Genomic DNA, 13,323 nt, shown 5'->3' with positions numbered 1-13,323 from the left:
GGGAAAAAAATCGCAGCACTACGGGAATCCCCCAATTTCGCGATCCGCGCAGGTGCGTTAACTTTTCATTAACTACCGGGCCAGTGCGCCCAATCCACTTTCACTAATTTCCCCCGATGAGGGGCTGGCTTCTTACCCCCTTGGCCGGCCCCTCGACCTTTTTTAGGGCCTATGCCTGCTTCAGGATTCTCCGAACAAGTGCAGGCAGTGCGGTACTGTTATCATAGCTGAGCGTGTGCGGCATGTCCGAAACCGGCGACTTTCGATATCCCTGTTCAAACAGCAAAAACGGAACCTGAGCCCGTTGCGCAGTTTCGGCATCAACCTCACTGTCGCCAACGAAGATCTGTGGGCCTGCGGCTTGAAGGGTCTTGAAACAGGCGTGCAAGTGCTCTGGATCGGGTTTGCGTATATCCAGCGTGTCTCCACCAAAGACCGTGTTGAAATAGGGTAGCAGGCTAAGTTCGCCCAGCACATGCCGGGCAGGGGCTTCGGGTTTGTTGGTGCAGACCCCAAGCGCACAGCCCATATCGCGAAGCTCATCCAGCGCCTGGATCACGCCGGGATAAACTACGGTCTGATCGCAGGCGCCTGCATTGTAGTGCTTCAGAGTAAGCTGTGTCAGGTCCTTGTGAAGCGTTGGCTCCAGCCCGCAATGCATCATCGCCCGCTCGACCAGCTTGGGTAATCCGTTCCCGACGAATCCCCGGATCGTATCCTGAGGCAAGGCGGGGTGCCCCTGATCGTGCAGCATTCGGTTTACCGCAGCTGCAAGGTCGGCAAGGCTGTCTATCAGGGTGCCATCCAGATCAAATACGACAACTGCTGCCATCTGCGAATCCGCCTTTGTTTGTTGATGTCCAATGCCTAGGTCGTGCTGTGCGACGGCGCAATAGAGACCCGTGGGAGCGATTGAAAAAACAGCAGCTTGACAAACCTTACTATTTTTATCAGATTAATCACACGAACAGATAGCCAGCCCAAAACAGGGTCAGCCAGATCAAGCGAAACGAAGACAGACAAGGCCAAGTGCCACAGATGCTCTGGAGATGCCCCAATGAACGCGCAAACCCCTTCCTCGACCCTTAGCTACGCTGTTTCGATGCTTCCGGCCCACAAGGCGGAAGACCTCACCAATGGCGGCAATTTGGCCCATATCGAGCTGGGCGATCAGCTTTATACGCTGCGTATCACCCGCGCAGGCAAACTGATCCTGACAAAATGAGCGCACCTTCTTCGCGTGGCGGGGCGGCTGTTGGCCGTCTGGCTGACCTGAACCCCATTGAGGCCGGAGCCGTCATGTATCTGCGGCTTTGGGGTGATGGGGTCGAAGGCCGGGCAAATGCCGCAAGCGATTTTGACATCGCGCTGGGTGCAGATCAGGGACGCGCCACGATGCTGACGCTGGACCGGCTGTGTTCACTTTGTGCACATCACGGTCGCCGTCCGCTGGTGCGTCATGGGCTGGGATGTGCATGTCTGGGCGCTGATGAGAATTGTTTTGCCCAGATGATCGGTGCCGCCTCTGAAGGGGCGCGTGAAGATGCAATGATGATGGCCTCGCTGATCGTACGGCCCGATTTCGCCCCGGCACTGGCCTCGTTGTCCGAGGAACTGGGCTTGGCGTTACGCCGGATGACCGTTTCGATCCCTATGCCGACGACCGGGCACCACCCCCCACATTCAGTGCTCCACTGATCGACGGCGACAAAACCCCAGCAATTTCGCTGGGGTTTTGTGTTTCTTAGCAGCAGCCGCAGCCCGCATGATGATGATCGTGATCGCACATGGGGGCAGGGCTGTAGTCACCCACTTCGCCAAGAACCTCCCGCAGCGCCCAAAGAATCATGTCGACGTCCTCTGCTTCGATGGTTAGCGGTGGCCGGATTTTCAGGATATTGTCCTTGGATCCCTCGCTACCGATCAGAATGCGATGATCGCGCATCCGATTCTTGACGTAGCTGCAAATCTCACCGCTTTCCGAGCCATCCGGGTTAATCAGTTCCACACCCAAGAAGAGGCCGATACCGCGCACATCGCCGACACAGCCAAAGTCAGCTTCGATCTGTTTGAGGCCATCCAGCAGGTGAGCCCCCATCACACGGGCGTTCTCTTGAAGCCCTTCATCGTCGACGATGTCCAGCACCTCTTTTCCGATCCGGCAGGACAGGGTCGATCCTCCGAAGGTCGAGAAAAACTCGATCCCGTTGTCGAAGCTTTCGGCGATCTCTTTGGTAGTGACCAGCACACCCAGCGGGTGGCCGTTGCCGATGGGCTTCCCCATTACCACTATGTCAGGCAGCGCGCCCTGATGTTCAAAGCCGAAGTAATAGTCGCCCAGGCGCCCGAGGCCAGTCTGGACTTCATCGGCAATGCAGACCCCTCCGGCGGCGCGGATTTTTTCATAGACCGCAGACAGATAGCCTTTTGGTGGAATGATCTGTCCCCCGACCGAGGGGAATGTTTCAGCGATGAACCCGGCTAGGCCTTGCCCTTTTGCCTGCAATGCCGAAATCGCCGGATCAATCAGGTCAGCAAACTTCCGGGCACGCTCGGGGTCATCACGCCGGAACGAGCCGCGATAGTCATCCGCGACCTCAACCAGTTCCACCCAATCTGCCTGCCCAATACCGCCAGGTTTGTTGAATTTGTAGGCCGAGATCGCCACCGCAGCGTTTGTGTTGCCGTGATAGCCGTGATCGGGCGTCACGATCCCTTTTGCCCCGGTATGCGCGCGCGCCAGACGCAGAGCCAATTCGTTGGCCTCTGTCCCTGAGTTGACGAAGAAACAAACCTCAAGGTGATCCGGCAGTTTCGACAATACCTTGTCGGCAAAAGCGGTTTGCGCCGGGTGCAGATAGCGTGTGTTCGAATTCATGCGCTTCAGCTGATCCGCTGCAACCGCCTGAATACGCGGATGCGCATGGCCTACATGCGGAACGTTGTTGTAGGCATCCAGATAGGGTCGCCCCCATTCATCGAACAGGTGATGCCTCCAGCCACGCACCAGCATGACCGGGTCGTCGTATGTCAGGCTGAGATTGCCGCCGAAGTGTGCGCGCCTGTCCTGCAGGATCGCCTGCTTGTCGGTTGGTCGATAGAAAACCTTTTCATCAGGCAAGTTCAACAGTGCTGCGGGGTTGGGGCAGACCGCGTGCCAAAGCTCGAGCTCATCAGGATCCGCTACGCCCGGCCAGTCGGCCTGCATACCGTCGGTCGTCAGCGCCAGTTGGAAATGCACATGCGGGGCCCATCCGCCATTCTGACTGGCGTCGCCCAGACGGGCAAAAGCTGCACCCTGAGCCACCGGGTCACCCGGTTTCAAACGCTCACTCACCTCAGGGTCCAGATGGCCATAAAGCGTGTAGAATGCATCCCCTTCGGGCGTTTCGTGGTGCAGGATCACAACCCCGCCATAGTCGAGATGCGCGTCCCTGTTTTCAACCGCTTCGACCCGACCGCTGAGAGGTGCATGCAGCACTGTTCCGGCGGGCGCAAACACATCCACGGCCAAATGCACAGTGCGCCGATCCGACGCTTTCCACGGTCCCTTGCGAAACCCTGGCTCAGCATAGATCAGGCGAGGCTCGCTGTAATACCCAAGCCAGGGGCCTTCCCCAAATTCTTCGCCGACCCGCGCCGCCTCGTCCAGCGGCATGTGGAACGGGTTTTGCGGCCAGGTCGAGTTCTCCACCGACAGTGAGCCCATTGGCGTGTCGCTCAGATCCTGCCCGAACATCTGCGCGAAATGTCCACGATGGTTCGACAGATAGGCATGGATGCGCTCGGCTCCGTTCACAACCGGCAAGCCACACGCTGCGCGCAATCGTGCGGGCATGAGTGCACCATTGATTGCCCCATTTTCGATCAACCGCCACGCCGGGGCCTGGCTGATCGTGACATACGGATCATCCGGGTTCTCAATCGCCATCAGCGTCGAATTCACCACGGACACCGCCAACCGTGCTTGCAACAAAGGCCAGATCAGGTCGATCTCATCCGGGCGTAACCGATTGGCGGCGTGATACCCGCGTACCAGCGCAGCCAATGCGCGCTCGGGTTTAGGGTGGTCCAGAACGACATAGGCCCCGGCAATAGCCAGATCGCAAACGCGCGGCGCTGTGCACATGTCGCCAAGATCGATCAGACCCGAGATGCTGCGTCGTTCGCCCAGATTGCCTTCGACAAGGATATTGTAATCATTGGCATCATTGTGAATCGGCTGCTTTGGCAATGCACTCAGTTGATCAGAGATCGCCTCAAAATCCTCAGCGATTTGTTGAACGCGCGCGCGTCTTGCCGGATCAGAGATGGCCTCTAGTTGGTCGACGATCCAACTCGCCCGCGTCAAATCCCATTTGAAATCCGCGCGATGCAAGCCCTCGTGGGTGAACCCCTCCAGCGCCCGGTCGGTTGCGCCCAGAACACGGCCCAGTTTTAGTATTAGGTCTTCGGTCTTGGGCGCGCTGCTTGCATAGCATGCCCCCGGCAGTCGTTCCTGCAGCCAGACCTGTCGCGGTTGCCCATGCGCGTCGGCAATCTCAGGCAACATCATCCCGTTCAAATCGGGATAAACGGCAGGAAAGGGCAATCCGGGCGCTGCTGCGCTGAGATGTCCCAGCGCCTTGACCTGCAGATCGACCAATGCCGCATCGCACCCCGCGCGCATCACCTTGAGCACATAATCCTGCCCGTTGGTGGCTTTGACCAGAAAGTTGAGGTCGTACTCCCCATCCAGACGCGTCAGACGGGCGTCCAGACCCCAGTGTTCACGCAGGCGACCAGCCCAGAAAGTGTTCATGTCGCTCATGCGCTATCTCTTGCAACTGCCACGGTGATCCTCTTCATCTGGCCAAAAATATCTTCGGGCGGAGTCGCGCCCTGGCGCGATGGGGCAGACAGCCCCCCCCTTTGCTCAGTCCAGTGCTCGCAACCGTTTGAACAACGAGGACGTATCCCACCGGCCCCCGCCAAGTTTCTGCACGTCTTTGTAGAACTGGTCGACCAGCGCCGTCACTGGCAGTGAAGCCCCGGTCTCATTGGCGGTATCCAGACAGATTCCCAGATCCTTGCGCATCCAGTCGACTGCAAAGCCATGCTCAAAATGGTCATCCAGCATGGTCTCATACCGGTTCGCCATCTGCCAGCTGCCTGCCGCGCCTTGGCTAATCACCTCGACCACAGCCCGACCATCCAGCCCAGCCTTTTCGGCAAAATGTAATGCTTCGCTCAGGCCCTGCACCAGCCCTGCAATCGCGATCTGGTTGCACATTTTGGTCATTTGACCCGCGCCGCTGTCCCCAATGCGGCGGCAGATTTTGGAATAGACCTGCATCACCGGCTCAGCAGCACGATAAGCGTCCATGTCACCGCCGCACATGATCGATAGCACACCATTTTCGGCTCCCGCCTGACCGCCCGAGATCGGGGCGTCCACAAAAGCAACCCCCTGTGTCATGCCAGCCTCGTACAACTCACGCGTGACCTTGGCCGAGACGGTGGTGTGATCAACAAATACCGCACCCTTGGCCATTCCGTGAAAGGCGCCATCTTCACCTGTGCAAACCATACGCAGATCGTCGTCATTGCCAACGCAGGCCATCACGAACTCTGCCCCTTCTGCGGCTTGCCGCGGTGTCAGGGCCATCGCGCCGCCATGCTGGGCGACCCAAGCCTCGGCCTTGGATGCGGTGCGGTTGTAGACGGTGACTTCGTGGCCGGCAGCCTGAAGATGCCCGGCCATCGGGTAGCCCATGACGCCTAGGCCAAGGAACGCAACTTTTGCCATGTGATGATCCTCTCTGTTATCCGCTCCTGCCTCAAGCGGACGGCAGGTCGTGATGTTTAGAAAGGACAAAGCAAAGCTTGGACCAAAGGGCAACCCTGCGTCACAATTTGCCGCTCAGATCCATAGCGATCGCGCGCCATTCGTTTCACATCTGAACCGGCGCGGATTTCATCTTCGAAAAACGGCCGCAGCTTTGAGCTCAGCCAATTCCCTCTGTAAACGCTGGTTTTCTGATTGCAGAACAGCCAGTTGCTGACCCAGATCATTCAGATGTGGCCGAAGCTCGGCCTCGGTAAAGCGCGGCGTGATGTGGCGGGGGCAATTCCAGTCAAGCGCTTCAACTTTGATGATCGCGGCCCGTTCTGCCTCGGTCTCGGAGCCTTTGGTGTAAAGATCAGTTGCTGCCGCGGCACCTTCCTTGAATGTCATCCGGCCAAGTATCTTGAGGCGGCGCTGGCTCGCGTAGTCCATTAATATCAGTGCCACGCGGTCATTCCCATCCAGGTTGCCGCGCGAGATATATTGTTTGTTACCAGACAGGTCCGCATAGCCGATGGTGTGCGGGTCCAGCACTTTCAGAAACCCTATCGGCCCACCGCGAAACTGCACATAAGGCCAGCCGGTTTCTGAGACGGTGGCCTGATAGAACCCGTCGCGGGCGCGAATGAACGCCTCTTCGGTCGGTCCGATTTGGTGGCCCTGTTTTGGTCCTAGGCTCAGGAATTTCGCGTAGGTCGCTGCGGATCCCATCCGCTCTTGATGGGCGCGAACGGCAGGTGTGAAGGTCAGTTCAGAAAAGGCGCGGGGCATTATGCTGTCTCCTGGGTCGTCCGGGGCGTATGCGCAATATGGTCGATGATGGCCTGCTCTGTCAGGCGTGGGAACACAGATGTGAACGTTTGGCCCCAAATTCGGCAACGGTGCCAAGGACGTTGCGTAGTATCTGTCCTGGACGCCACGTCACATGGATTGGAAGGAATCACACACCCGGCTAGTTTTGGGCAAACACCTGATCTGGAGAGCTATTTGATGTCGCTTTTTACCAGCACCGCCGCCTGGGTTACCGACGAACACCGAATGTTTGCTGAAATGGCGGGCCGGTTCATGGATGATGCCTTGGTACCCAATACCGAGAAATGGGCCGAGAACGGGGCGGTTGATCGTACCTTTTGGTTGCAGGCGGGAGAGACGGGTCTGATGGCCGGTTCGATTGCTGAGGAATATGGTGGCGTCGGCGGCGGGATGGGTTTCGATTCCGTTACTTTGTATGAGCAGACTGCGCGCGGGGACGCAGGATGGGGATATGGCATCCAGTCTATCGTGACCCACTACATCACCGCTTATGGCAGTGAGGATCAGAAACAGAAGTGGCTGCCGAAACTGGCCTCGGGTGAGATGATCGGCGCGCTGGCCATGACCGAGCCGGGCACGGGATCGGATGTGCAAGCGGTGAAGACGACCGCTGAGAAGGATGGCAATTCTTATCGGCTCAACGGGTCCAAGATATTTATCACCAACGGGCAATCGGCTGATCTGGTTATCGTGGCTGCCAAAACTGACAAGTCGTTAGGGGCGAAGGGTGTCTCTCTGATTGTGGTCGAAACCGACGGGGCTGACGGATTCCGGAGGGGGCGGAACCTCAAGAAACTGGGAATGAAGGGCAACGATACGGCTGAGCTGTTCTTTGAAGACGTTAAGGTGCCAATGACCAACCTGCTGGGCCCGGAAGAGGGGCAGGGGTTCTATCAACTGATGAAGCAGTTGCCGTGGGAGCGGCTGACCATCGGGATCATGGCGCTGGGCGCGATCGATTTCGCCATATCGCAGACGGTGGACTACGTGCAGGAGCGCAAGGCGTTCGGACAACGGGTGATGGACTTCCAGAACACACGTTTCAAGTTGGCCGAGTGTAAAACCAAGGCCGAGGTGCTGCGCAGTTTCGTCAATGACTGCATTGGAAAACTGGAGGCCGGTGAATTGGATGCCGCGACGGCCTCGATGGTGAAATACTGGGGCTCTGAGGTGCAGAACGAAGTCATGCACGAATGCCTGCAACTGTTCGGCGGCTATGGGTTCATGATGGAATACCCAATCGCGCGGCTCTATGCGGATGCGCGGGTCCAAATGATCTATGGAGGGACGAATGAAGTCATGAAAGAACTCATCGCCCGTTCGCTGGACGTCTGAACCAAAACACTCCCGCCCGTCGTCCACATTCCTTACGGAACGTCTCCTCCCGTTGGGCCAGGCAGGCGCGGACGCAGCCCGCGCCTGCCTGGCCCCCTGCCGTCCGCAAGACGCAAGGCCGAAGGCCGCGCAGGGTTTGGCTGTTGCTGGCGTTGATGCCTGACACGTCGCCTGCCATTGTGATCACGGAGTAGTCAGACCTGAAGGGAACCCGGTATGGAGAAGTCCAACAAAGATCGCATATCTGCCCTGCTCAAAAGCATCGAAACGGGCGATCCGGGTCCGGTTTCGGTGGTAAATGAAGCACGATATATCCAGCACAATCCGCAAACCCATGAAGGCAGCGAAGGGCTTGCATCCCTATTCAAACGGCTGTCCCAGACCTCACCGCGCGTGAATATCGTACGCGCCTTTGAAGACGGCGATTTTGTCTTCGCGCATACCGAATATGATTTCTCACGGCGGAATATCGGCTTCGAGGTGTTCCGGTTCGAAGACGGGCAAGCGGTAGAGCACTGGGACAATATCCAGAAACGGATGGGGCCAAACGGCTCGGATCACAGTATGGTGGATGGTCCGACCGAAGTTCGGGATGTCGAGCAAACCGAGGAAAACCGGGCCTTTGTTCGCGCCTTCGTCGAAACCGCGTTGATTGCCGGGGATCTCGACCAGATAGAGGCCTGTATCAATACTTCCGCTTACGTAGAACACAGCCCGCAGCTCTCGGATGACTTGACTGCCTTGAGGACCGCATTGGCCGATAGGAACGCCCTAAACTATCAGCATCTGCATCGGGTATTGGCGGAAGGGGATTTTGTACTGACCGTGTGCGAAGGTGAATATCAGGGCACTCACAGCGCATTTTATGATCTGTACCGCGTTGCGGATGACAAGATCGTCGAACACTGGGACACGGTTGAGGCCATCGCACCACGCAGCGAATGGAAGAATGATAACGGTAAGTTCTGAGGTTGCGTTAGGCGTGGGCGTCTGCCCCAATCTGTTCACTGATCCAGGCTTGGAAAGACCGTAACGGCTCGGGCATCGAGCGGTCATGCGGCCAGACCAGATAATAGCTGCCAAGGCTCACGCGCGGCCCGTCCCATGCCTGGACAAGCCGCCCGGTGCGCAAATCATCCTGCACCAGATATGACGGTAACAGAGCCACGCCCAACCCATGAATCGTGGCCTGAATCATGGTCGAAAACTGATCGAACAGCATTCCCCGTAGGCCGGTGACGGGCTGGCCCTGTATCTCAAACCAGCGCTCCCAGGCATCCGGACGCGACTCCAGATGCAGCAGTGGCGCGGCGCGGAGAGCATCCAAGCTATTGAAATTAACGGCGGTAAGGGCAGGGGCGCAGACGGGCAGGACTTCTTCCCGCATGATCGGTAAATACTGAACGCCCGCCCAGTCTTGCTGACCGAAATGGATCGCGGCATCAAATGGTTCAGACATGAAATCAAACGGTTTGAGGCGGGTACCCAGATTGACGGTGACCTCAGGGTGCCGTCGCGCAAAATCCTGAAGGCGGGGTGCCAGCCAATGCATGCCGAACGCGGGAAGGATCGATAGATCAAGTGACCCACCCGCCGGGTTGGCTTTGAGTTTCAGTGCGGCCTGCGCCAGATCCTGAACAGCAGACCTTGCGGTTTGCACATAGTCTTTGGCTGCTGGCGTCAAGTGCAATCGCATCTGGCTGCGCTCAATCAATTGCACGCCCAGCTGATCCTCCATCGTCTTCAATTGCCGGCTGATCGCGCTTTGTGTCAAGGACAGCTCAGCCGCAGCAGCAGATGCGCTGCCCAGCCGATCTACGGCTTCAAGCGCAAGCAAGGACGAGATTGAAGGCAAGAAACGGCGGGGTGCAATCATATGACAATTCCTCATACCTATTGAACGCAATAGCACTGGTTTTTTCCTACCGCCAGAGCGATGAGTGGTGCGCCATATCACTTTTGTGGTCGAGCGGGTGCCGTACCATCCGCGATCTTGAAATTCACGTCGGAGCGCGGGACAAATCAGCAAGCGGGTCGCGCCCGCGCAGAGGTTCCCCAAGGCCGATGACACCAACAAGACAAAAGCGAGAGACATGGACCGCGCCCAGATCGTACATGAGAATTTCCTGACCCGTGTCGCAAATCGTGATTTTCCCGACGGAGCCCCGCCGCGCGTCGGTCTGGGCGATTCTGAAGCCGTTTCGCTATTCCGGTCGCAAGTTCTCAGCCGCGCGTTGGATCGGACCAGCCGGGCGATGCAGAAGGCAGGGCAGGGGTTCTACACCATTGGCTCATCTGGCCACGAAGGGATGGCCGCCGTCGCGCACGCATTGCGCCCAAGCGATATTGCCTTTCTGCATTACCGGGATGCTGCGTTTCAGATCGCGCGCGCCGAACAGGTGCCGGGCCAGCAGATCGCGTGGGATATGCTGCTCAGCTTTGCGTGCTCGAAAGAGGACCCGACCTCGGGCGGGCGGCACAAGGTGTTGGGATCAAGGGCGCTGATGATCCCGCCGCAGACCTCGACCATCGCCAGCCATTTGCCCAAAGCCGTTGGTGCGGCTTATGCGCTGGGGGCAGCCCGGCGACATGCGCCCGAACATCGCGTGTTGCCGGAAGACGGGATTGCGATGTGTTCATTTGGGGATGCCTCGGCCAATCACTCCACCGCGCAGGGGGCGATCAACACGTCAGGCTGGACCAGTGTGCAATCGACACCGCTGCCGCTGCTGTTCGTGTGTGAAGACAACGGGATCGGGATTTCGGTCAAAACGCCCAAGGGCTGGATTCAGGCGTCGATGGAGCATCGTCCGGGGATCAAGTATTTTCAGGCCAATGGGTTGGACATTTATGAAACCCATGCGGTCGCGAAAGAGGCTGCAAATTATGTCCGCAAGCGCAGGAAACCGGCCTTCCTGCATCTCAGAACCGTGCGGCTTTATGGCCATGCCGGGGCGGATGTGCCCACGACCTATCTGCCGAAAACTGAGGTTGAGGCGGATGAGGCCAATGATCCGCTTTTGCACACCGTACGACTGCTGGATCAGGCGGGTGCATTGTCGCCGGATCAGGCGTTAAAAATCTACAGCGATACCTGCACCCGAACGGATCGTGTGGCTACAGAGGCTGCCAGCCGTCCCCATCTTGCCAATGCGACCGAGGTGATGGCAAGCCTGATCCCGCCTAAGCGCTCTTGCATACCGACCAACGGCCCGAGCGCTGAGGCGCGGGCTAAAGCCTTTGGTGGTGACTTGCGCGCGATGGCTGATCCGCAGCCACTCAGCCGCCTGATCAACTGGGCGCTGACCGATCTGATGCTCGACCATGGTGAGATTGTCTGTATGGGCGAAGACGTGGGCCGCAAGGGCGGCGTCTATGGTGTGACGCAGAAACTGCAGCAACGCTTTGGTCCGGACCGCGTGATTGATACGCTGCTGGATGAACAGTCCATTCTGGGTCTCGCGATCGGTATGGGCCATAATGGTTTCATCCCGATCCCCGAGATCCAGTTTCTGGCCTATCTGCACAATGCCGAGGATCAGATCAGGGGGGAGGCGGCAACCCTGCCGTTCTTCTCGAACGGGCAGTTCACCAACCCGATGGTGCTGAGGATTGCGGGGCTCGGGTATCAGAAGGGCTTTGGCGGACATTTCCATAACGACAACTCTCTGGCCGTCTTGCGGGATATCCCTGGTGTCATCATCGCCTGCCCGTCGACCGGGGCGGATGCGGTGCAAATGCTGCGCGAATGCGTGCGGTTGGCGCGCGAAGAGCAGCGGGTCGTGGTGTTTCTTGAACCGATCGCACTCTACCCGATGCGCGATCTGCATGCGGCGCAGGATGGCGGGTGGATGACCATCTATCCTGCGCGAGATCAGAAAATTGCTCTGGGCGAGGTGGGAGTACACGGGAACGGTACCGATCTCGCCATCGTGACCTATGGCAACGGGCATTACCTGTCGCAACAGGCCCTGCCAGAAATTGAGGCGGCAGGTCTGAAAACCCGGATTATCGATATGCGTTGGCTAGCTCCTCTGCCAGAAGAGGCTTTGCGCGAAGCCACCAAAACATGCGCGCATGTTTTGATCGTCGACGAATGCCGCAAGACCGGCAGCCAGTCCGAGGCGCTGATGACTTTCTTCGCCGAACAAAGTTCTTCTACTCGAACTGCCCGCGTTGTGGCCGAGGATTGCTTTATTGCAACTGGACCCGCCTATGCCGCACCTCTTCCTTCGAAAGACGGTATCGTTGCCGCAGCGCTGGCTTTGACAGGAGCAGCCTCATGACCCGCACCGCCGTTGTGATCTGCCCGGGCCGGGGCACTTATAACAAGCCTGAGCTGGGCTATCTGCACCAACATCATTCGGATCGTATGGACTTGTTCCGCAGCTTCGACGCCATTCGCGCCGGAACCGGACAGGATGCGATTACTGCCTTGGATGGGGCTGATCGCTTTAGCGTCGGGAAGTACTCGCGCGGCGATGTGGCCTCACCCCTGATCTATGCTGCCGCGTTGGCCGATGCGCAGGCATTGGCCAACGATATTGAAGTCGTCGCCGTCACTGGTAACTCGATGGGCTGGTATATTGCGCAAGCCACCGCAGGGGCATTGACCCCTGGGAACGGGTTTCGCGTGGTCAATACGATGGGCACGCTGATGCAGAAGCACCTAATCGGCGGTCAACTGGTTTACCCATTCGTCGATGAGACATGGGCGAATGATCCTGCCCGCAAAGCCGCATTGCTGGAGGAGGTGGCGAGGATAGATGCGTTGCGCGATCATTCTCTGGCGCTTTCTATCGATCTGGGCGGGATGCTGATATTGGCAGGCAATGAAGCGGGTCTGACGGCGTTTGAGGCGGCACACCCCACCGTGCAGGATCGGTTCCCATTGCGGCTGGCCAATCACGCCGCCTTTCATACGGCGCTGCAGGCCCCGGTGGCGGCGGAAGGTCGGGCGCAATTGAGTTCTGATCTTTTTGCTCAGCCCAAGTTCCCGATGATTGACGGGCGTGGCAAAATCTGGTGGCCCGGCGCAACTGACACGAGTGAGTTGTGGGACTACACGCTGGGCCATCAGGTGACCGAGACCTATGACTTCACACATGCGATCCAGACGGCCGCACGCGAGTTCGCGCCCGATCTGTTCATCGTCACCGGCCCCGGTGCAACGCTGAGCGGCGCGGTGGCGCAGTCACTGACACTGGGGCGCTGGCGGGGCATGACAGATAAGGCGTCATTCCAGTCGCATCAGGAGGCGGATCCATTCCTCATCGCCATGGGGCGGGCTGACCAGCGCGCCCTTGCAACCAACTGAGACCAGCCTGATGATCGGCGAAACTTTGGCG

Annotated in this window: 11 protein-coding genes; 6 read left to right on the top strand and 5 right to left on the bottom strand. The window is 58.4% G+C overall.

Annotated features, from left to right (window positions below):
• Positions 1-169 precede the first annotated feature (169 nt).
• On the bottom strand, positions 170-832 hold the full coding sequence (gph, locus tag ACR0MJ_RS17320; protein ID WP_480761919.1) for a phosphoglycolate phosphatase: 663 nt from the start codon (positions 830-832) through the stop codon (positions 170-172).
• Positions 833-1,057: 225 nt separating this feature from the next.
• Between gph and hemP the strand changes: the two genes are divergently transcribed.
• Together hemP and ACR0MJ_RS17310 are read left to right on the top strand one after the other, a co-directional pair.
• Positions 1,058-1,225 carry a hemin uptake protein HemP gene (gene hemP, locus ACR0MJ_RS17315; RefSeq protein WP_170408197.1) on the top strand — a complete coding sequence of 56 codons (168 nt, stop codon included), beginning with the start codon at positions 1,058-1,060 and terminating at the stop codon, positions 1,223-1,225.
• Positions 1,222-1,698 carry a hypothetical protein gene (locus tag ACR0MJ_RS17310; RefSeq protein WP_170425639.1) on the top strand — a complete coding sequence of 159 codons (477 nt, stop codon included), beginning with the start codon at positions 1,222-1,224 and terminating at the stop codon, positions 1,696-1,698. The genes hemP and ACR0MJ_RS17310 overlap by 4 nt, the downstream gene beginning before the upstream one ends.
• 46 nt (positions 1,699-1,744) lie before the next feature.
• Here ACR0MJ_RS17310 and ACR0MJ_RS17305 read toward each other — a convergent pair whose 3' ends face one another.
• From ACR0MJ_RS17305 to ACR0MJ_RS17295, 3 genes are all read right to left on the bottom strand, one after another.
• Positions 1,745-4,810 carry an aminotransferase class III-fold pyridoxal phosphate-dependent enzyme gene (locus ACR0MJ_RS17305; protein WP_480761916.1) on the bottom strand — a complete coding sequence of 1,022 codons (3,066 nt, stop codon included), beginning with the start codon at positions 4,808-4,810 and terminating at the stop codon, positions 1,745-1,747.
• A gap of 105 nt (positions 4,811-4,915) precedes the next feature.
• A complete protein-coding gene (locus ACR0MJ_RS17300; RefSeq protein WP_255612153.1) occupies positions 4,916-5,842 on the bottom strand; it encodes an NAD(P)-dependent oxidoreductase in 927 nt (308 codons plus the stop codon).
• A gap of 114 nt (positions 5,843-5,956) precedes the next feature.
• Positions 5,957-6,598, bottom strand: a complete 642-nt coding sequence (locus ACR0MJ_RS17295) for a pyridoxamine 5'-phosphate oxidase family protein (RefSeq protein ID WP_480761914.1) — start codon at positions 6,596-6,598, stop codon at positions 5,957-5,959.
• A gap of 219 nt (positions 6,599-6,817) precedes the next feature.
• On the opposite strand from ACR0MJ_RS17295, the gene ACR0MJ_RS17290 reads away from it, so the two are divergent.
• Positions 6,818-7,975 carry an acyl-CoA dehydrogenase family protein gene (locus ACR0MJ_RS17290; protein ID WP_170398374.1) on the top strand — a complete coding sequence of 386 codons (1,158 nt, stop codon included), beginning with the start codon at positions 6,818-6,820 and terminating at the stop codon, positions 7,973-7,975.
• A 216-nt stretch (positions 7,976-8,191) separates the two neighbouring features.
• A complete protein-coding gene (locus tag ACR0MJ_RS17285) occupies positions 8,192-8,944 on the top strand; it encodes a nuclear transport factor 2 family protein (protein ID WP_480761912.1) in 753 nt (250 codons plus the stop codon).
• Between the two features lie 7 nt (positions 8,945-8,951).
• Here ACR0MJ_RS17285 and ACR0MJ_RS17280 read toward each other — a convergent pair whose 3' ends face one another.
• Positions 8,952-9,851: a LysR substrate-binding domain-containing protein gene (locus ACR0MJ_RS17280; RefSeq protein WP_480761910.1), complete on the bottom strand. Its 900-nt coding sequence runs from the start codon at positions 9,849-9,851 to the stop codon at positions 8,952-8,954.
• A gap of 217 nt (positions 9,852-10,068) precedes the next feature.
• Here ACR0MJ_RS17280 and ACR0MJ_RS17275 point away from each other — a divergent pair, with 217 nt between their 5' ends.
• A complete protein-coding gene (locus ACR0MJ_RS17275; protein WP_480761908.1) occupies positions 10,069-12,261 on the top strand; it encodes a dehydrogenase E1 component subunit alpha/beta in 2,193 nt (730 codons plus the stop codon).
• Entirely contained in the window at positions 12,258-13,292 is a 1,035-nt protein-coding gene (locus tag ACR0MJ_RS17270) for an ACP S-malonyltransferase (RefSeq protein ID WP_480761907.1), read from the top strand. The genes ACR0MJ_RS17275 and ACR0MJ_RS17270 overlap by 4 nt, the downstream gene beginning before the upstream one ends.
• The last annotated feature ends 31 nt before the right edge of the window (positions 13,293-13,323 follow it).

Source organism: Ruegeria sp. C6, assembly GCF_056537625.1.
The sequence above is the reverse complement of the archived record's forward strand: the minus strand, read 5'-3'. Positions and strand labels throughout refer to the sequence as shown.